14 protein-coding genes and 1 pseudogene are annotated in these 20,606 nt (G+C 56.4%); 7 read left to right on the top strand and 8 right to left on the bottom strand.

Annotated elements, in window-relative coordinates; all coding sequences use genetic code 11:
* Window positions 1-107: 107 nt before the first annotated feature.
* Genes baeR through VSR74_RS15135 form a run of 6 tightly spaced genes read right to left on the bottom strand, consistent with a single transcriptional unit; the run spans window position 108 to window position 11,102 of the window.
* Window positions 108-830 carry an envelope stress response regulator BaeR gene (gene baeR, locus VSR74_RS15110; RefSeq protein WP_347795474.1) on the bottom strand — a complete coding sequence of 241 codons (723 nt, stop codon included), beginning with the start codon at window positions 828-830 and terminating at the stop codon, window positions 108-110.
* Window positions 827-2,245 carry an envelope stress sensor histidine kinase BaeS gene (gene baeS / locus VSR74_RS15115; protein WP_347795475.1) on the bottom strand — a complete coding sequence of 473 codons (1,419 nt, stop codon included), beginning with the start codon at window positions 2,243-2,245 and terminating at the stop codon, window positions 827-829. Before baeS ends, baeR begins: the two co-directional genes overlap by 4 nt.
* Window positions 2,242-3,657, bottom strand: a complete 1,416-nt coding sequence (gene mdtD / locus VSR74_RS15120) for an MFS transporter (RefSeq protein WP_347795476.1) — start codon at window positions 3,655-3,657, stop codon at window positions 2,242-2,244. Before mdtD ends, baeS begins: the two co-directional genes overlap by 4 nt.
* The gene (gene mdtC, locus VSR74_RS15125; RefSeq protein WP_347795477.1) at window positions 3,658-6,735 is read right to left on the bottom strand and encodes a multidrug efflux RND transporter permease subunit MdtC; all 3,078 of its coding nucleotides are present in this window, start codon (window positions 6,733-6,735) and stop codon (window positions 3,658-3,660) included. It abuts the gene before it with no gap.
* Window positions 6,736-9,858 carry an MdtB/MuxB family multidrug efflux RND transporter permease subunit gene (locus tag VSR74_RS15130; protein WP_347795478.1) on the bottom strand — a complete coding sequence of 1,041 codons (3,123 nt, stop codon included), beginning with the start codon at window positions 9,856-9,858 and terminating at the stop codon, window positions 6,736-6,738.
* Window positions 9,858-11,102: an MdtA/MuxA family multidrug efflux RND transporter periplasmic adaptor subunit gene (locus VSR74_RS15135; RefSeq protein WP_347795479.1), complete on the bottom strand. Its 1,245-nt coding sequence runs from the start codon at window positions 11,100-11,102 to the stop codon at window positions 9,858-9,860. Before VSR74_RS15135 ends, VSR74_RS15130 begins: the two co-directional genes overlap by 1 nt.
* 276 nt (window positions 11,103-11,378) lie before the next feature.
* On the opposite strand from VSR74_RS15135, the gene VSR74_RS15140 reads away from it, so the two are divergent.
* The 3 genes from VSR74_RS15140 (at window position 11,379) to VSR74_RS15150 (ending at window position 11,980) form a co-directional block, all read left to right on the top strand.
* Window positions 11,379-11,438 (top strand): type I toxin-antitoxin system Ibs family toxin, encoded by a 60-nt coding sequence (locus VSR74_RS15140; RefSeq protein WP_347795617.1) that lies wholly within the window; start codon window positions 11,379-11,381, stop codon window positions 11,436-11,438.
* A gap of 216 nt (window positions 11,439-11,654) precedes the next feature.
* Entirely contained in the window at window positions 11,655-11,714 is a 60-nt protein-coding gene (locus tag VSR74_RS15145) for a type I toxin-antitoxin system Ibs family toxin (RefSeq protein ID WP_126440999.1), read from the top strand.
* Between the two features lie 206 nt (window positions 11,715-11,920).
* Complete coding sequence (locus tag VSR74_RS15150; protein ID WP_108418456.1) at window positions 11,921-11,980, top strand: type I toxin-antitoxin system Ibs family toxin; 60 nt, start codon at window positions 11,921-11,923, stop codon at window positions 11,978-11,980.
* A 107-nt stretch (window positions 11,981-12,087) separates the two neighbouring features.
* Here the strand turns inward: VSR74_RS15150 and yegD are convergent, their stop codons facing one another.
* Window positions 12,088-13,440, bottom strand: a complete 1,353-nt coding sequence (yegD, locus tag VSR74_RS15155; RefSeq protein WP_347795480.1) for a molecular chaperone — start codon at window positions 13,438-13,440, stop codon at window positions 12,088-12,090.
* A gap of 133 nt (window positions 13,441-13,573) precedes the next feature.
* Between yegD and alkA the strand changes: the two genes are divergently transcribed.
* Complete coding sequence (alkA, locus tag VSR74_RS15160; protein ID WP_347795481.1) at window positions 13,574-14,413, top strand: DNA-3-methyladenine glycosylase 2; 840 nt, start codon at window positions 13,574-13,576, stop codon at window positions 14,411-14,413.
* A gap of 37 nt (window positions 14,414-14,450) precedes the next feature.
* Here the strand turns inward: alkA and VSR74_RS15165 are convergent.
* Window positions 14,451-17,000 (bottom strand): annotated as a pseudogene (locus VSR74_RS15165) (diguanylate cyclase); the annotation flags it as partial.
* A 296-nt stretch (window positions 17,001-17,296) separates the two neighbouring features.
* On the opposite strand from VSR74_RS15165, the gene udk reads away from it, so the two are divergent.
* The 3 genes from udk (at window position 17,297) to asmA (ending at window position 20,475) form a co-directional block, all read left to right on the top strand.
* Window positions 17,297-17,938 (top strand): uridine kinase, encoded by a 642-nt coding sequence (gene udk, locus VSR74_RS15170; RefSeq protein WP_347795483.1) that lies wholly within the window; start codon window positions 17,297-17,299, stop codon window positions 17,936-17,938.
* Between the two features lie 81 nt (window positions 17,939-18,019).
* Window positions 18,020-18,601, top strand: a complete 582-nt coding sequence (gene dcd / locus VSR74_RS15175; protein ID WP_347795484.1) for a dCTP deaminase — start codon at window positions 18,020-18,022, stop codon at window positions 18,599-18,601.
* A 26-nt stretch (window positions 18,602-18,627) separates the two neighbouring features.
* On the top strand, window positions 18,628-20,475 hold the full coding sequence (gene asmA, locus VSR74_RS15180; protein ID WP_347795485.1) for an outer membrane assembly protein AsmA: 1,848 nt from the start codon (window positions 18,628-18,630) through the stop codon (window positions 20,473-20,475).
* Window positions 20,476-20,606: the final 131 nt, after the last annotated feature.

Raw genomic sequence — 20,606 nt, forward strand, 5'->3', positions numbered from 1 at the left:
GCAGGGAGGGTTCCCATACTTTTAGGGCGGGCATTGTAGCGCTGTAGGGGGCTGGAGTAAACCTTACCCCATCTGGCCTGGGGATTGAGACAGGCCAGATGGACAAATTAAGCCATCCGGCAGGCGTCCGCTTCCCAGCGATATCCCACGCCATACACCGCGCGGATAAACGACTGTTCAGCGTCCAGTGATTCAAGCTTGCGGCGCAGGTTTTTAATATGGCTGTCGATGGTGCGGTCTGTCACCACGCGGTAGTCATCATAAAGATGGTTAAGCAGTTGCTCGCGGGAAAAGACTTTCCCTGGCTCCTGCGATAGCGTTTTCAGCAGGCGAAATTCTGCCGGGGTTAAATCCAGCAGGCGGTCGCGCCATGAGGCCTGAAAACGGCTTTCATCTACTATCAGCGGGCTTTGCGCGTCCAGCGCCTGTACATCCTGGCGTGGTTTGCAACGGCGCAGAATGGTTTTGACGCGCGCAACGACCTCACGCGGGCTGTAAGGTTTGCAGATATAATCATCGGCACCAATTTCCAGCCCCAGCAGGCGGTCGATCTCTTCTATTTTGGCTGTCACCATGACGATGGGGACTTCTGAAAAACGGCGGATCTCGCGGCACAGGGTCAGGCCGTCGGTGCCCGGTAGCATCAGGTCGAGTAGGATTAAATCCGGCGGTGTTTCGCGCACAAAAGGCAGAACCTGATCACCGTGGCTGATAAGCGTGGGCGCGTAGTTGGCCGCCAGTAAATAATCAATCAGCAATTGCCCGAGCTTAGGTTCATCTTCAACAATCAAAATGCGCGGGGTATTTTCGTCTATCGGTAACTCAGTCATAACTCTCTCGATGTGTCGCGATCCAGCGGTAATTCTACTTTAATGCTTACCCCGCCAAAAGGCGAATGCGCGGCGTCAAGCCTGCCGCCGTGGGCGGTAACAATATTCACGCAGATAGCCAGCCCCAGCCCGGAACCGCCGCTGGCGCGGTTGCGCGAGCCTTCAGTGCGGTAAAAACGTTCACAGAGCATCGCGAGTTGTTCATCGCTCACCCCCGGGCCGCTGTCAGCAAACTCTACCGCGACGTTTTGCACTGTTTTCGTGGCGCGGATATGGACGTCGCCACCGCTATCGGTGTAGCGCAGGCTGTTTTCCAGCACGTTATTGAAGAGTTGCATCAGGCGGTCGCGATCGCCAAACACCATGGCGCTGTCGGGCAGCGAAAGATGTAGCGTTAAGCCCCGACTGGCCAGGCGCTCGCGGAAAGCGCCTGCGGCTATTTCCAGCAGAGAGACCAGGTCAACGGAGGCTTTCTGGTAGGCCAGCGCGCCTTCATCGGACATGGAAAGCTGATGCAGATCGTCCACCAGTTTGGTCAGCGTCGCCACTTCAGCCTGTAATGACGCGACCGATTCCGGGGTAAATTTACGCACGCCATCCTGAATGGCTTCCAGTTCGCCGCGCAGCACCGCCAGCGGGGTACGCAGCTCATGAGAAATATCGGCCATAAAATCGCGGCGCATTTGTTGGTTTCTGTCGAGCGTACTGGCGAGCTGGTTAAAGTCCTGCGCCAGCTTGCCGAGTTCATCGCTGCCGCTCGCATCGACGCGAGTGGAGAAATCGCCCGCCGCCAGTTTGTGCGTTCCTTCCACCAGGCGCTTCACCGGTGCCAGCAGACCGCGCGCCAGCGGGAAGGTTGCCAGCGCGGCAAGCAGCGTCGAGAGCGCGACAATCAGCCAACTGGTACGGCGCTGCTGTTCGTCGAAATTAATATCCGTGTTACGCGTCAGGCGTTCCACCGGTGAGGCGATGACTGCGCCGACTTCCAGCCCATCGACAACGATAGCGCGTCGTGTGCCATCCGGCGGAACGGGCTCGCGTGGGCCAACCAGTACGTTCGCACGCTGATCGACCACCCAGAACTGGGTGCGCCAGCCGTGGGGCGGCATGGTGGGGCCCGGCGGGCCTGCAGGCCGATGCTCTTCATTGTTATCATGCTCAAAGGAGCGCAAAATCTGGAAGATGAAGCGATCGTTGTTGCGCAGAAAACGCCAGTTGCCATGTTGAGCGTACTGCTCCGCCAGCGCATCACTCAGCAGTTCCAGACGCTGTTCGTTGCCGTGTTTGATGTAGTCGATAAACCCGCGCTCAAAGCTGACGCGTACCGCCCAGTGCATGGTGATTAACAACACGATGCAGGTGGCGAAGATGGCGAGAAAAAGTTTTCCGGTGATCCCCGGACGCCATAGTTTCACTGTTCACTCCTTTTCCGTCGGGCGATAACCACGTTTTTGCTGACGTCGTCAGGGACGCGGGCAAAAATCAGGGCGGGCAGGGCGATTATCAGCGCCATGCAAAGATAGGTATACATAAAGACCTGGTGCGTGGCGGCGCTATCGGCGGCAACGTGCTGCTGGCCAAACATACCGAGCAGTAAGCCCGCTACCGTGACGCCGATACTCATCGAGAGCTGCATGATCATCGACAGCAGGCTGTTGCCGCTGCTGGCGTGTTCATCGGGCAGGTCTTTTAACGTGAGTGTATTCATTGATGAGAAACGGCTGGCGTTGATCATCCCCTGAAGGAACAGCACCAACGGCAATGCGTAATACCAGCCCGCCAGCGCGGTCGCCATAAATAGCAGGCTGACCAGCGCGAGGCCAATCGTGGTGGCGACCAGCACATGGCGATAGCCAAAACGGTTAACCACCTGCACCACGATGCGTTTCATGCCCATGCTGCCAAGCACCATCGGGATCATCATCAGCCCGGCGTGAAACGGTGAAAAACCGAGGCCAATTTGCAGGAATACGGGCGTCATAAACGGCAGCATGCCGCTGCCGATACGCCCGGCAAAACTACCGACCAGCCCCAGCGAAAAAGTAGGGGTACGGAACAGTTTCAGGCTAAACAGCGCACTGTCGTTACCTTTGGCGTGCCAGAGATAAAACAGAATCGAGGCCACGCCAACGGCAACCAGAATCCCGAGCGTAAGCGTTGAGATGCCAAGCCCTTTTTGCCCATCCAGCGCCAGCGTCAGCACCGCCATACCCAGCGCCAGCACGATAAAACCGCTTAGATCGAAACGGCGGGTTTGCAGGGTGTTGTTGGGCATTAGCATTAAGGTGGCGATGGCGCCGATAATGCCGACCGGAATGTTGATGAGGAAGATCCAGTGCCAGGAGGCGTACTCCACTAATACGCCGCCAAGCGCTGGCCCCAGCAGCGGCCCAACCTGGCCGGGCAGGGTGACGAAGGTCATCGCCGCCATATACTGATTGCGCGGGACGATTTTCATCACCGTTAACCTTCCTACTGGCACCATCATTGCGCCGCCGACGCCCTGTAATACGCGCGCCATCACCAGTTCATTGAGCGTGCCCGCCAGTGAACAGAACAGCGACCCGGCGGTAAACAGCACGATAGCGGTGAAAAAAATATTACGCACGCCGACTCTGTCCGCAAGCCAGCCGCTGGCAGGTAGCATCACCGCCACCGTCAACACATAGGCAACCACCACCATATGCATATGCAACGGGCTCTCCCCCAGGCTTGCCGCCATTGAGGGGAGGGCGGTATTAACAATAGTGGTATCCAGCGACTGCATAAAGAAGCCGAAGGCCACAATCCAGAGCTGCCAGCGCACGCTGGCGGGAAGTTCTGTCATTTACTCAATTACCGATTGTCGGGATTTACGCGAAAAACGCAGGCGCAGACGATCGAAAAACAGATAGACCACCGGGGTGGTGTACAGGGTCAGCAACTGGCTCACCGCCAGACCGCCGACGATAGTAATCCCCAATGGCTGGCGTAACTCAGAGCCATCGCCGCTGGAAATCACCAGCGGCAGCGCGCCAAACAGCGCCGCCAGGGTGGTCATCATGATCGGGCGAAAACGCAGCAGACAGGCCTGAAAAATGGCCTCTTCAGGCGACAGATTACCGTTTCGCTGCGCTTCCAGCGCAAAATCGACCATCATGATGGCGTTTTTCTTGACAATGCCAATTAATAGCATGATCCCAATGAGGGCGATTAGGCTGAACGGGGCATTGAATAGCTCCAGCGCCAGCAGCGCGCCAACGCCCGCTGACGGCAGCGTTGAGAGGATGGTCAGCGGGTGAACGTAGCTCTCATAGAGCATCCCCAGCACGATGTAGACGGTGGCAATGGCGGCGATAATTAAAATCACCTGTGAGTTCATCGTCTCCTGGAACACCTGTGCGGTGCCGGCAAACGAGCCACGCACCGTCGAGGGTACGCCAAGCTGGGTCATGGCGCGGTCAATGGCGTCGCTGGCTTCTGACAGCGATTTCCCCGTCGGCAGGTTAAACGACACCGTCGAGGCGGCAGACAGCCCCTGGTGGTTGACCGAGAGGGGGGCATTGGCCGGTTGCCATTTGGCGAAGTAGGAAAGCGGAATCGCTTTTCCTTCGTTGTTAATGACAAACATTTTATCCAGCGCGCTGACGTCCTGGGTATAAACCGGATCCACTTCCATCACCACTTTGTACTGGTTAAGCGGTTGATAGATAGTCGAGATCTGGCGTTGACCAAAGGCGTTATTCAGCAGGCTGTTGGCGGTTTGTACGCTAATGCCGAGGCGTGACATGGTTTCACGGTCATAGGTCAGTTCCATCTCCGCGCCGTTATCCTGCTGATCTGAGTTAACGTCCGCCAGTTCCGGCAGCGCCGCCAGGGCTTTGCGAATTTGCGGCTCCCATTCGCGCAGGGCGCTCAAATCATCCGACAATAGGGTGTACTGATAGCTGGCATTGGACTGACGCCCGCCGACGCGGATATCCTGTACCGCCATCAGGAACAGGTTGGCACCGGGCTCCTTCGCCAGTTTTTTGCGCAGTCGGTCGATAATTTGCTGGGCAGTTTCATGCCTTTCGTCACGAGACTTCAGGGTAATAAACATCATACCGCTGTTGACGCGCGAGCCGCCGGTAAAGCCGGTGACGTTATCTACCGCCGGATCTTCACGAATGATCTTCATGAAATCCTGTAACTTTCCGCGCATCGCCTGGAAGGAGATACTCTGGTCGGCCTGAATACCGCCCATCAATACCCCGGTGTCCTGCTCCGGGAAGAACGTTTTCGGGATGGCGATATAGAGCCAGACGTTCAGCGCGACGGTCGCAAGGAATACCACGCCAACCATCCGTGAGTGCTTCAGCACCCAATGCAGCGATTTGCCGTAGCCCTGCTGTAGACCTACCAGTAGCCGCCCCAGACCTTTGTTACGGGTTGGCGTGTGGGCGGGCTGACGCTTGAGCATCCAGCCGCACATCATGGGCGTTAAGGTGAGCGACACGGCCAGCGAAATCGCGATAGCGACCGAGAGGGTGACAGCAAATTCACGCAGCAAGCGGCCCGGCAGCCCGTCCATCAGCAGTAGCGGCAGGAATACCGCCACCAGCGAAATGCTCATCGACAGCACCGTAAAACCCACTTCCCGGCTGCCCTGAAGCGCCGCCTGCATCGGTTTCATGCCCGCTTCGATATGGCGGGAGATATTCTCCAGCACCACAATGGCGTCATCGACCACAAAACCGGTGGCGATGGTTAACGCCATCAGCGACAGGTTATTAAGACTAAATCCGCACAGATACATGGCGGCGAAAGTGCCGATAAGCGACACCGGCACCGCTACGGCAGGGATAAGCGTCGCGCGTCCGGAACGCAGGAACAGGAATACAACCAGAATCACCAGCGCCACCGAGATAACCAGCGTCTGTTCAACTTCCTCAAGAGAGGCGCGAATGGTAGGGGAGCGATCCTGGGCAATTTGCAAATCGATTGCCGCCGGAATGGTCTGCTGAAGTTCCGGCAGTTCAGCACGAATACTGTCTACCGTCTGGATGATATTGGCTTCCGGCAGTTTGCGGATCATCAACAGAATGGCGGGTTTGGCGTTTGTCATCCCGGCATTGCGCACATCCTGCACCGAGTCGGTGACGGTGGCGACATCGCTGAGACGCACCGCCGCGCCGTTGTTGTAGTGGATGATGAGCGGCTGATATTCCGCGGCGGTTTTCAGTTCGTCGTTGGTCTGAATCTGCCAGCGATGGGTGTTATCTTCCAGCGCGCCCTGTGGCTTACGCACGTTAGCGTTGCTAATTGCACTGCGCACGTCGTCCAGCGATACGCCCTGATTAAACAGCGCCTGCGGGTTAAGACCGACGCGCACCGCGGGCAGAGAGCTGCCGCCGACGTCGACGTCCCCCACGCCGTCAATTTGCGCGATGCTTTGCGCTAACTGCGTTGAGGCGAAATCATAGAGCTCACCCTGCGAATAGGTATCTGAGGTGAGCGTCAGGATCATGATCGGCGAATCTGACGGGTTAGCTTTGCGATAGGTCGGGCGGCTTGGCATGCCGCTCGGCAGCAGGCTTTGCGCGGCATTGATCGCCGCCTGCACATCACGCGCCGCGCCGTTGATATCGCGGTCAAAATTAAACTGCAAAATGATACGCGTACTGCCGAGCGAACTGCTGGAGGTCATTTCGCTGACCCCGGCAATGCGCCCGAGCGAACGCTCCAGCGGCGTGGCGACCGACGAGGCCATGGTTTCAGGCGACGCGCCAGGCAGCGAGGCGCTGACCATAATGACAGGAAAATCAACCTGCGGCAGCGGGGCGACCGGCAGCAGCCGGAAACCCAGAACGCCGCAAAGAGTGATGGCGATGGCGATTAAAATCGTCGCCACCGGGCGGTAAATGAAGAGGGCGAAAAACTTCATTTACGCCTCCTCCTCATTTCGCGGGAAGCGTTTTTTCAGGCGTAGCGCCAGCCGGTCGAACAGCAGATAGATGACAGGCGTGGTGAACAGCGTCAGTACCTGGCTGACCAGCAGGCCGCCGACCATGCCTATCCCCAATGGGCGACGCAGCTCCGCGCCGACGCCGGTGCTGAGCATGAGCGGCAGCGCGCCAAGCAGGGCGGCAAGCGTTGTCATCAGAATCGGGCGGAAACGTAGCAGACAGGCCTGATAAATCGCTTCCTGCGGCGGCATGCCTTGTTCGCGTTCCGCCGCCAGCGCGAAGTCGATCATCATGATGGCGTTTTTCTTGACGATCCCGATAAGCAGAATGATGCCGATAATGGCGATCACATCCAGCTCGCTGCCGGCTATCATCAACGCCAGTAGCGCACCGACGCCTGCGGTCGGCAGGGTAGAGAGGATGGTGATTGGGTGAATAAAGCTTTCATACAGCACACCCAGCACGATATACATTGCCACCACGGCCGCGACCACCAGCCAGACCGTGCTGCTGAGCGCTGACTGGAAGGCCAGCGAACTGCCCTGAAATTCGGTGCGAATATCCGTCGGGAAACTCAGGTTTTTTTCGGCGTTCAGAATGGCATCAACCGCGTCACCCAGCGAATAGTCACCCGCCACATTGAATGAAATCGTGGTGACGGGGAATTGATCCAGATGGTTGATGGAGAGCGGGGCGAAACGCTGTTCAACTTTGGCGATAGCCGTCAGTGGTACAACGCCGCCGTCGCTGCTGGTTAAACGCACATTATCCAGCGCCGCCAGGCCAGGTGTCGCCTGGGTGTCATGCTCCAGTACCACGCGATACTGGTTCGCCTGGGTGTAGATAGTTGAAATAAGGCGTTGGCCAAAGGCGTTATACAGTGCGTTATCCACGTCCGCCATTGAGATCCCCAAACGGCTGGCGCTATCGCGATCAACGTTCACGTAGGCCACCAGCCCCTGATCCTGCCAGTCGCTGCTGACATCCGAAAGCTGCGGCAGGGTTTGCAGTTGTTCAACCAGTTGCGGCACCCACAGGCTCAGGGCATCCAGCGAGTTTGCCTGCAGCGTGAACTGATACTGGGTGCGGCTCACGGTGGTATCGATGGTGAGATCCTGTGTCGGTTGCAGATAAAGTGAAATACCCGGCACACGATCAACATTTTGTTGCAGACGTTTAATCACCTTCTGTACGCGGTCGTCGCGCTCATCCAGCGGTTTGAGGTTGATCTGCAAACGCGCGCTGTTCAGCGCCGGGTTGGTGCCGTCCACGCCCACGTAAGAGGTCAGGCTCTCAACCGCCGGATCTTTCATGATGATTTCTGAAACCTCCTGCTGGCGTTGCGCCATGCTGGCGAAGGATACCGACTGTGGAGCCTGCAATGTACCCTGAATAATGCCGTTATCCTGGATCGGGAAGAAGCCTTTCGGGATGACCACCCACAGGATGACCGATAGCGCCAGTGTACCCAGCGCCACGCTGAGCGTAAGCCACGGATGTTTCAGCACGCGGGCCAGAATGTGACCATAACCTGCAATCACACGGTCGAAGAAACGCTCGCTGGCACGGGAAAAACGATTCTGTTTACGCAACGATTCATGGCTCAGCATGCGTGCGCACATCATCGGCGTTAGCGTTAATGACACAACGGCGGAAATCAGGATTGCCACCGCCAGCGTCACCGCAAATTCCCGGAACAGACGGCCGACGATATCCCCCATGAACAGCAGCGGGATAAGTACTGCAATCAGCGAGAAGGTCAGGGAGATGATGGTGAAGCCAATTTCACCCGCGCCTTTCAGCGCCGCCGCCATTGGCTTTTCGCCTTTCTCGATATAGCGGGAGATGTTCTCAATCACCACGATGGCATCATCGACCACAAAACCGGTGGCGATGGTTAGCGCCATGAGCGTCAGGTTGTTGATCGAGAAATCGAGGAATACCATCACGGCGAAGGTGCCGATTAACGACAGCGGGACAGCGACGCCGGGAATAATTGTCGCCGGGACGTTACGCAGAAACAGGTAGATGATCATCACCACCAGCGCAATCGCCAGCATCAGTTCAAACTGGGTATCGGTAACTGAGGCGCGGATATTGGTGGTTCGGTCGGACAGCACCTCCACCTTTACTGATTTTGGCAGGCTTTCGGTAAGCTGCGGCAGCATCTGACGAATGCTGTCAGCGGTGGCGATAATATTCGCTCCCGGCTGACGCTGAACGTTCATCACGATCGCCTGTTTTTTGTTAGCCCATGCGCCAAGCCAGGTGTTTTCCGCGCCCTGTTCAATGGTGGCGACATCGCCCAGACGAACCGGGGAGCCGTTCTGGTAAGCAATAATCAGTTGCCGATACTCTTCGGCGGATTGCATTTGATCGTTGGCGGAAAGCGTTACGGCGCGGGTTGGGCCGTCAAGGCTCCCTTTTGCCGAGTTGACGTTGGCGCTGGTGATGGCGGTGCGCACGGTTTCGCTGGTCAGCCCTAATGCGGCAATGGCCTGCGCGTTCAGCTTCACGCGCACGGCAGGGCGCTGTCCGCCCGCGAGTGTCACCAGCCCGACGCCGGAAACCTGAGAAATTTTCTGCGCCACGCGCGTTTCCACCATATCCTCCACCTGCGTCATCGGCATGGCGGAAGAGGTGACGGCGAGCGTCATAATCGGCGGATCGGCCGGGTTCACTTTACTGTAAACCGGCGGATTGGGCAGGTCATCCGGCAGCAGGTTCGTGGCGGCGTTGATGGCGGCCTGCACTTCCTGCTCGGCGACGTCCAGCGGCAGCGTAAGCTGGAACTGAAGGGTAACGACGGATGCTCCGCCGGAGCTCTGGGACGACATCTGTTTTAGGCCGGACATCTGGCCAAACTGACGCTCCAGCGGCGCGGTGACGGCAGAGGTCATGACGTCCGGGCTGGCACCAGGGTAGAGCGTGACCACCTGAATCGTCGGGTAATCCACTTCCGGCAACGCGGAAACGGGCAGGAAGCGGTAGCCGATGATCCCGGCGATCAGTATCGCCACCATCAACAGGGTGGTGGCGACCGGGCGCATGATAAACAGGCGTGAAGGGCCGCCTGTGTTGCTCGGCGGTAAAACTTGCATCAGGAGCGCGCTCCTTTATGGCCTGCGGCAGAGTCTGAGGTACTTTCGGCGGCAGCGCTGTGCGCCTCCACCACTTCCACTTTTGCCCCTTCGGTCAGGCGGTCAATACCGTCCGTCACCACGCGTTCGCCTGCGGAAAGCCCGGCGCTGACCACGACTTTCTGGCTATCCTGAATGCCCGGTACCACGGTATGTTTGCTGACTTTATTCTCGCTATTCAGTACCCAGACGAAATGACCGTCGTTGCCCATTTGCAGGGCTGCTGCTGGAATAACGACCGCATCCTGCTGGGTATCCACTAACATCCGCGCATTGACGAACTGGTTCGGGAAGAGGGCATCGTCCTGGTTGTTAAAACGAGCCTTTAGCTTGATGGTGCCGGTAGTGGCGTCAATCTGGTTATCGAGGCTTAGCAGCACACCGTCGCTCAGTTTCTGTTTGTTGGTGCGATCCCACGCTTCAACGGTCAGCGGTTTACCTGATTTCTGCGCATTGACGACTGTCGCAATGTCATTCTCCGGCAAAGTGAAAACCAGATCGATCGGATGCGTCTGGGTGAGCACAACAATGCCGGTGGTATCGCCGCTGGATATCTGGTTGCCGATATCAACCTGCTTCAGGCCGACACGGCCATCGACTGGTGCGGTGATGCGGCTCCAGTCGAGCTGTAGCTGCGCGCTGGCAACGGCGGCTTCATCGGCCTTGATGGTGCCTTGCGTTTCGCTGACCAGCGACTGCTGGGTGTCCAGTTCCTGACGAGAAACCAGATTGGTTTTCACCAGTTGTTGATAGCGGGCAAGATCGCGACGGGCATTGGCCAGCGTGGCTTTATCCTTCGCCAGTTGCCCCTGCGCCTGAGCGAGGGCGACTTTAAACTGACTCGGGTCGATTTCTGCCAGCAGATCGCCGGCTTTGACCTGCTGTCCTTCCTGAAAGTGCAGCGCCATCAACTGACCATCCACGCGGCTACGTACCGTTACGGTATTAGCCGCGGTAATCGTCCCCAGCCCGCTCAGATAGCGCGGCACCGCTTCGCTGGTGGCCGTTGCCGCCTGAACCGGGGCAAGCGTTGCGCCGAAACGGCCACCGTGACGTCCGCCACTCGCCGGGCGCTCTCCCTGAGCGGCGGCTGCCGGGCCTGCAGATTCTGGTGTGCGATTCATCAGCCAGTAGCCTGTCACTGCTCCGGCCACGATCAGCAATGCCAGCACAACCAGCCAGCGGGATTTGTTACTGCCTTTCATCTTAATCAGTTTCTCGTCCTGAACCATTTCGCGGAATGATACTAGTTTAGTGACCGAATGGTCGGGAAAAATGGAGGAAATATGAAACACCGGGACGAATTGTCCTAATCCGGGACGCTTTGCGAGGCTGCTCGGGAAATTGATAAGCGGGAAGCACAGCAGAATCAGGCTGCGTTAGAGTGCATCCAGAATTGCTGCATTGCAGAAAAGGTGTTCAGCAAGGGGCTGAAAAGGGAAAGCCCCTCCCGAAGAAGGGGCCTCAAAAAGGAAAGGGTTATGATGAGGTTAGTCATCATACTGGTGATTCTCTTAGTGATCAGCTTCCACGCTTACTAAGACACCAGGGGGAGGGGGAAACCTCTCCCTAACCCTCACTCCTTAATTTAGGGTTGCATCAATAGGAAGTCAATAATACGTGGCTGGCTTTGCGGCACGGATAGCAGTTGGCGTATGCCGCCAGAGTGCCGCCACAACGATGCAGAAAAGGTGTTCAGCAGGGGGCTGAAAAGGGAAAGCCCCTCCCGAAGAAGGGGCCTTAAAAAGGAAAGGGTTATGATGAAACTGGTCATCATACTGGTGATTCTCTTAGTGATCAGCTACCCAGCTTACTAAGACACCAGGGGGAGGGGGAAACCTCTCCCTTACCCTCACTCCTTAATTTAGGGTTGCATCAACGGGAAGTCAATAATGCGTGGCTGACTTTGCGGCACGGATAGCAGTTGGCGTATGTCGCCACAACGATGCAGAAAAGGTGTTCTGCAGGGGGCTGAAAAGGGAAAGCCCCTCCCGAAGAAGGGGCCTTAAATAAGGAAAGGGTTATGATGAAACTGGTCATCATACTGGTGATCCTCTTAGTGATTAGCTTACCGGCTTACTAAGACACCAGGGGGAGGGGGAAACCTCTCCCTTACCCTCACTCCTTAATTTAGGATTGCATCCAGAGGAAGTCAATGGCTAGTCAGCCACTTTGCGGTAGGGCGAGGCGTTAACCAAACACCACCTGCGCCCAGCGAGCCAATCCGGCGGTGACCGAACCGAAATCATCGCCGCCGGCAATCGGGATCCCCGGCAGTTGCTCCGCCAGCGCTTTTTTGATCAGCGGAGAACGGGCGCTGCCGCCCGTCAGGTAGATAATATCCGGCTTCTCCGCGCTTTCATTTAACGCCAGATGTACCTGTTCCATAATGCGCGTCAGCGGTTGATCCAGCGCCGTTTTCAGCCCCTGTTGGGTGATGGCAGTGGCGAGTTCATCGCTGATAAACGGTAAGGTCGTTGCGACTTCGGGGCGGTCGGAAAGGGCAATTTTGCTCTCTTCGGCGCTGCGAACAAGGCGATAGCTCAGGCGCTGTTGCCACACTTTATAGAGCAGGGCGACTTTGTCAGCGTCGCGGGCATCGCGCGCTAAGTCGCGAAGCATGCGGCCATTGGCGCTGCTGTAGAAGTCGGTTTGCGCCGGGACATCGTTGATAGCGACCGCATTCCACCAGGGCAGTATCGGCAGTGCGATACCTTTCTCCGTTTCACCGCCCATGCCGAGCAACGGCATCAGGCTTTTGAATGCCAGCGCAATATCGAGGTCGTTCCCGCCGACGCGACAACCACTGTGGCCAAGCAGGCTCTGTTCGCGATCGCGTTTCTGACGCCACTGCGGGCCCATCAGCAAAACGGAGCAGTCAGTGGTACCGCCGCCAATATCGACAACCAGTACGCGCTGTTCTCTATCCAGCGTCGCTTCAAAATCCAGCCCGGCGGCAACCGGCTCATACTGGAATACCACATCGCGGAATCCGGCGCGTTTGGCGGCGCGTTCCAGAATACCCTGCGCCTGCGCGTTGGCATCATCGCCGCCAAGCCCCTGGAAGTTAATCGGTCGCCCAATGACGGCCTGATCAAGGCTTTCCGGTAATTGCGCCTGAGCCTGCTGGCGAATATGCAGCATCATCGCGCACACCAGGTCTTCAAATACCGCAACCTGCTGCGGTTTTAGCCCGCTTGCGCCAAGGAATGATTTTGGCGATTTAACGAAGTAGACCTCTTCCGGGTCGTCGATGTACTGGCGCAGCGAAGCCAGGCCGAACTGAACGCTGTTGCTCAGAACGTCAATATCTTCATCGCGGTTGTAGTTGAGCGCACGACGCAGCAGCGCCTGGGTTTCGTTGCCGGTCGCAGGGATCTGATGATGGCGATGGAGCCATTCGCTGACCGCTTCGCGGGTGGGGGCACAGAGCATCGATGGCAGCAGTGTACTGCCATTTTCCATGGTTAGCAGACGAGGTTTACCCTCCTCTATTACCGCAACTGAACAGTTTGCCGTGCCGTAGTCAAAACCAATAAACACCTGTAGATCCCCATGCCGGTGAAGAAGGGGGGCGACTTTACTTGCATTTTTTCCTGACGACAAGTCGGAATATGAAAGCAAGGAATAAAAGCGCTTTTCTCGCTATGCTGTATGCGCAAACCGGGGAGAAAATATGTTCGAATTATCATGGCAGGCGCCATACGACTGGCGGTGGATGTTTGGTTTTTTGCAGGCGCGTGCGGTGACTGGCATCGAGCGTTTCGAGGCTGGCAGCTACACGCGAAGCTTTGAATACAGCGGCCATCGCGGCGTCATCACCATGACACCGGATACATCGCGACAGGTGTTGCGCGTCACCCTGTCTGACGATTTGCGGGTGGTGGCTGAGCCTTGTCTGACACGGGTTTCACGTTTGCTGGATCTCGACTGTGCGCCGCAGGCCATTCTCGACACGCTGGGCCCGCTGGCGGCGGCGCGTCCGGGATTACGTCTGCCGGGATCGATGGACGCCTTTGAGCAGGGCGTCAGAGCCATTCTGGGGCAACTGGTCAGCGTATCCATGGCCGCAAAGCTGACAGGAAAGGTGGTCGCGGCGTTTGGCGAACCGTTACCCGACTCTCCCGGTTTTTTTCTTTTTCCGCGTCCTGAACAACTGGCAGCCGCCGACCCCCTAAAGCTTAAAGCGCTAGGTATGCCGCTTAAACGGGCTGAGTCGTTGATTTTTCTGGCTAATGCGGCGTTATCGGATGCGTTGCCGACCCGCGCGCCTGCGGATATTGCGCTGGGAATGAAGACGCTTCAGAGCTTCCCCGGCATCGGGCGCTGGACGGCGAACTATTTTGCCCTGCGCGGCTGGCAGGCTACCGATGTTTTTTTGCCGGATGACTATTTGATTAAGCAGCGATTCCCCGGCATGACGCCTGCGCAGATCCGTCGCTATGCTGAACGCTGGCAGCCCTGGCGCTCCTACGCTCTGTTGCACATCTGGTATACGGACGGCTGGGCACCGTAATCTACTCTTTTTGCGAGAAACGCGTCTGCAGCCGCGGTGTGGCATCAAGGCCATCGCTATATACCGACACGCGTCCACGGCCGGTATGCTTTGAGGCATAGCACGCCATATCAGCCTGGGCGAGCAGTTCGGTAAGGTCGGCATTTTCTTTATGAATGAACGTGATCCCTGCGCTGACCCCGACGTGATGTGTGGAGTCTTTCCAGGTGAAGTGGTAAGCGCCGACGCTTTTGACAATGCGCTGGGCAATGTCGATTGCATCCTGTTTACAGCAATTCGGCAGGAGTAAACCGAACTCATCGCCGCCCAGGCGAGCGAGGATATCGCCCTTTCGCAGCAGGCTTAGCATGAGGACGGAAATCTCCCTGAGTAACGCATCGCCCGCAGCATGGCCCGCGTTATCATTGACGGCCTTAAAGCGGTCAAGATCGATAAAGACCAGCGAGTGGCGAGTTTGCGCATTATCAATACTGAGCAGATAGCGTTTGAGATGACTTTCAAAACTGGCCCGGTTTGGCAGATGGGTGAGTACATCATGAGAAGCGCTGTAGCTTAACTGACGCAGCATTTTGCGTGATTGCGTGACGTCCTGTATGACCAGTACCGAGCCGATGTTTTGCCCGTTGAGCGTACTTAGCGGAGTAATACTGTACTGGATATCGAAACTACCGCCATAGCGGCTGTGCAGAATCAAATCTTCGTCAATCGAGCTATGGGCCAGATCGCTGCTGCTGAGCGGCCCACTCATCAGGCCGGTTTCGCTGGTACTAAGATGTAACACGCTCATCAGGGGTTTATTCAGCGCTTCATGCTGCGTCCAGCCGCTCATATTTTCCGCGACCGGATTCATAAAGGTGATGTTCATGTCGACATCAATACACACCACCGCTTCTCCGATGGCATCGAGGGTGATGTGCAGACGCTCTTTCTCCTGAAAAAGCGCTTCGTTTAACTCTTTAACTTCGGTCATATCGATGTTGATGCCGAGAAGACGCTCAACTTCGCCGTGCTTATTGACTACGCGATTTGCCAGTGAGCGGATGTGGCGAATTTTCCCTTTAAGCTGAACGCGAAATTCCAGAATGAGCGGCGTGCTGGCGTTTAAAGAGCTCAGCACCTTACGGGTTGCGTCTTTGCGATCTTCTTCCAGTAAACACGACTCCCAGACCTGCCAGGTGGGGTCGATATCGGCAGGGACGTTATAGAGTTCAAACATTCGTTTGTCCCAACTGATTTTATTTGTCCGGAGATCCCACTCCCAGATCCCCACGCCACCCGCTTCGTTGGCCAGAGTAATGCGCTCCATCAGCCGCTGATTAATCTGCTCGGTTTTTTTCAGTTCATTGATGTCTTCTATCTGCGCAATAAAGTAGAGCGGCGAACTGTCCGGATTACGCACCAGCGAAACGGCCAGCAGCGCCCAGACGACCTCCCCCTGGCGGGTGTAGTAACGCTTCTCCATTGAGTAGGCATTAATTTCGCCATTTATCAGGCTACTGCGTTGTCTGAGATCGGCATCCAGATCTTCCGGTAGCGTTAGTTGCTGAAAGGTCATCGCACACAGCTCATCCGCGTTGTAACCCAGAAACTGACACAGGGATTTGTTCACCTGCAGCCACTGACCTTCGGTACTTACCAGCGCCATACCAATGGCGGAATATTCCATCGCGTTACGAAAACGCTCTTCACTTTCAATAATGTGTTTGCTTCCGGCGCGAAACGCATACATCACCATTGTCATTATGTTCGCCGGGAGCAGAATCAGGACAAACGGCAGCCAGGACGCATTGGCAGCGGTGGCGATCGTCGATGCGTGGTGCGCAGGCGCGTTGTTCGCCATGATGAGGGCCACCAGCATCACGGTGCAGAGGAAGATCAGAAACGCCTCCATACGGGGTAAACGTATGGCACTCCACATCAGCAGAACGATGATGCAGGTATAAGGCCAGGGCATATACAGCATGGCGAGAGCGCTAAGCCCCAGTGTAACGCCCAGGGTCAGCAGCGTTTCCAGCAGTAAGCGGGAGTTACTGAGGCGCAGCAGCACGCGCGGTTTGATAATCAGCCCCAGTGGCACCAGCGCCAGTGCGCCGATAGCCTCGGACAGCGACCAGATGATAAAAGATTGCAGCGGATTGGTGCCCGGAACCCACAAATAAACCATCAACCCACCGATGAGCGGGGGGATGAGCGCGCTACCGATGGCAAGGCGTATCCAGTCGCGTAAATTCTGCAAAGGGTTGTCGGCAGGGAGAAGTTGTCTTAGCAACCCGGCGCCGACGACCGCTTCTACAATGTTAATGAAGGTATAGACCGGGTTCAGCTCATGCAACGGGAACAGCACCAGTGAGGCGGCAATGTTGCCACAGCAGCAAACCATCGCCACGAAAGGCCACATTTTGAAGGGGTGGCGATAAAGCGCCACCATTATGACTGATGTGGGGAACCATAATGGCGCCAGCAGCGTACCTGTTTGCGTGAGTTCAAGAGAAAAGAGGGTGAAAATGAATGTCGCGACCCCCAGGCTGGCCAGGCGCAGCACGGGATAAAAGGGGAGAGCGGATACAAACCGGGATGCAGTATTCATTACTATTTTCACGCAAAGTGACGCAAGGTTATTTGAGATTTATCTCATGGGAGATAAGTCCATGCTAGTACACCGGGTTAATAATTCCATGGCGGTAGCTTAAATTGATAGTAATGTCTTATACGTTGCGTCGGTTTTAACCTCGTCGTGGTTATGGCAGACGACTTTTCACTTCCAACCCACGCAATAGCATGCATTCGACTGGTATCACGGGCGCGAAATCCCTATAATTGCCGCGTTTGACGCTCTGGCGTCGTCCTTCCTTCTCATCCAGGTTAATCGGGTCGCAAAAATTTATGACTGATAAGTCCCATCAGTGCGTCATTATAGGCATCGCCGGCGCATCGGCTTCAGGTAAAAGTCTCATCGCAAGCACACTGTATCGCGAATTGCGTGAACAGGTTGGTGATGAACACATCGGTGTCATTCCTGAAGACAGCTATTACAAAGACCAGGGACATTTGTCGATGGAAGAGCGTGTTAAGACGAACTATGACCATCCGAACGCGATGGATCACAGTCTTTTATTGCAGCATCTGCAAATGCTTAAACGCGGCGAGCCCATCGAACTTCCGGTTTACAGCTATGTAGAGCACACCCGCACGTCAGAGACAGTCCACGTCGAGCCGAAAAAAGTCATTATTCTTGAAGGTATTTTGCTGTTGACGGAAGCGCGTTTGCGCGAAGAGATGAGTTTTTCGATTTTCGTCGACACTCCGCTGGATATCTGCCTGATGCGTCGTATCAAGCGTGATGTTAACGAGCGTGGCCGTTCGATGGATTCGGTAATGGCGCAGTATCAGAAAACGGTACGTCCGATGTTCCTGCAGTTTATCGACCCTTCTAAACAGTATGCCGACATCATTGTGCCGCGAGGCGGAAAAAACCGTATTGCGATTGATATCCTGAAAGCGAAAATTAGTCAGTTTTTTGAATAACTCACGCGAATTGTGTAACGTGCAGTAATCGCCCCAGAGCATCTGTCTATGGGGGCAGGTTTGTAGCATAAGGAGAATGGCATGCGTCTGTGTGACCGAGATATTGAAGCCTGGCTGGATGACGGCCGACTGGCGATAAACCCACGCCCTCCCGTTGAGCGTATCAATGGCGCGACGGTTGATGTACGCCTTGGCAATAAATTTCGTACCTTCAGCGGTCATACTGCCGCCTATATTGATTTAAGCGGCCCGAAAGCAGAAGTGAGCGCAGCGCTCGATCGGGTAATGAGCGAAGAAATCGTGCTTAATGAAGGCGATGCCTTTTATCTGCATCCGGGTGAACTGGCGCTGGCGGTGACGCTGGAGTCCGTTACGCTGCCATCGGATCTGGTCGGTTGGCTTGATGGGCGCTCTTCACTGGCGCGTCTGGGCCTGATGGTTCACGTGACCGCGCACCGTATCGACCCGGGCTGGTCTGGCTGCATCGTGCTTGAATTTTATAACTCAGGAAAGCTGCCGTTGGCGCTGCGTCCGGGGATGCTAATTGGCGCACTGAGCTTCGAGCCGCTTTCCGGCCCGGCGGCGCGTCCCTACAACCGTCGTGAAGATGCGAAATACCGTGACCAGCAGGGCGCGGTTGCCAGTCGTATCGATAAAGACTGAGTTGTCGCTGGTCTGGTGAGGATACCATGAGACGTATACTAACGACGCTGATGATTCTGCTGGTGGTGCTTATCGCCGGCCTCTCTGCGTTGGTTTTATTAGTCAACCCCAACGACTTCCGCAGTTATATGGTGCGGCAGGTCGAGGCGCGTAGCGGTTATCAGCTTCAGCTTGATGGCCCGCTGCGCTGGCATGTCTGGCCGCAGTTGAGCATTTTGTCCGGCAGAATGCGATTGACTGCCCCGGGTGCCACAGAGCCGCTGGTACGCGCTGACAACATGCGTCTGGACGTGGCGCTTCTGCCGCTGCTCTCACATCAGTTGCAGGTTCGCCAGGTGATGCTGAAAGGGGCGGTGATCCAACTGACGCCTCAGAGCGAAGCCGTGCGAAACGATAGCGCGCCTGTCGCGCCGAAAGAGAATACCTTGCCGCTGGTGCCGGAAGACCGTGGCTGGTCGTTTGATATCGCACAACTGAAGGTGGCGGATAGCGTACTGGTTTTCCAGCACGCTGATGATGAACAGGTTACCGTGCGCGATATTCGCCTTGATATGGAACAGGACGATCACCATCTGGCGACCGTCGATTTTTCCGGGCGCGTGAATCGCGACCAGCGTGATTTAGCCTTACGTTTTTCCGCGCAGGTGCAAGCCGGGGATTACCCGCACCGCCTGGATGCGCAACTTTCACAAATTAACTGGCAGCTTCAGGGCGCCGATCTTCCTTCGCAGGGGATAAGCGGGACGGGCAGCGTGAATGCGCGCTGGCAGGAAGAACAGAAAACCCTGAGCTTCAGCGATATCAACTTTACCGCTAACGACAGCTCTCTGCGCGGCTCCGGCAGCGTGGTGCTGAGCGATCACCCTATATGGGCGCTTGATTTAAGCTCCGATAAGCTCAATCTCGACAATCTGTTAACCCGCAGTGCGGCAATGACCGATGCGAACGGTGCCCAGCAAGCGCAGAGCGCCCCGAAGCAGACGCGTCCGGTAATTGCCAATAGCGATAGCCTTCCGCAGTACAGCGGCCTGAAGAGTTTTGACGGTTCTCTGTCCATGGCGGCAAAGCAGGTCATCTGGCGCGGATTGAATTTTACCGATGTGCTGCACAAGGCTCGTAATGAACGCGGTTTGCTCGACATTACGCAACTGGAAGGTACGCTGGATGGCGGCAAAATCGCCTTGCCAGGCCAGCTTGATGCGCGGGAATCTGTCCCTCGGGCAGCGTTCCATCCGCAGCTTGAAAACGTGCAGATTGGCAGCCTGCTGAAAGCCTTTAACTATCCTATTGAGCTGACCGGGCGCTTAACGCTCGGAGGCGAGTTCTCCGGTTCAGCGATTGATGCGGAAAGTTTCCGCCGCAACTGGGAAGGGCAGGCTTCTCTCTCTCTGAAAGACGTCCGCGCTGAAGGGTTGAACTTCCAGCAACTGGTTCAACAGGCAGTTGAGCGCAGCGCCGATGTCAAAGCCAAAGAGAGCTACGACAGCGCAACGCGACTGGATAATCTGACCACGGCGTTTAATCTCGACCATGGCAAACTGATGCTTACTGACCTGCAGGGTGAATCGCCACTGCTGGCCGTTGACGGTAAAGGTTCGCTGGATCTGGTCGCGGAAGAGGGCGATATGCAGTTTAACGTCCGCGTGGTGGATGGCTGGCAGGGGCAGAGCTCGCTGGTTGAGATCCTCAAACAAACCGCCATTCCGCTGCGCGTATATGGCAAATGGCAGGCGCTCAACTACAGCCTTCAGGTGGATCAGGCGCTACGCAAACATCTGCAAAGCGAAGCGCGCCGTCGTCTCAATGAGTGGGCGGATAAGAATAAAGACAGGCAGTCCGGGAAGGATGTGAAGCAGTTTTTAGAGAGTCATTAAAACATGTCCCCCCTCACCCCGGCCCTCTCCCCGAAGGGGCGAGGGTGAAAACCAGCGCAGTTCTTTAATCGCTGCGCGAGCGGTTCCCTCTCCCCTTTGGGGAGAGGGTTAGGGTGAGGGGTTCGGACTAC

This window comes from Pseudocitrobacter cyperus (assembly GCF_039889165.1).
Classification (GTDB): Bacteria; Pseudomonadota; Gammaproteobacteria; order Enterobacterales; family Enterobacteriaceae; genus Pseudocitrobacter; species Pseudocitrobacter cyperus.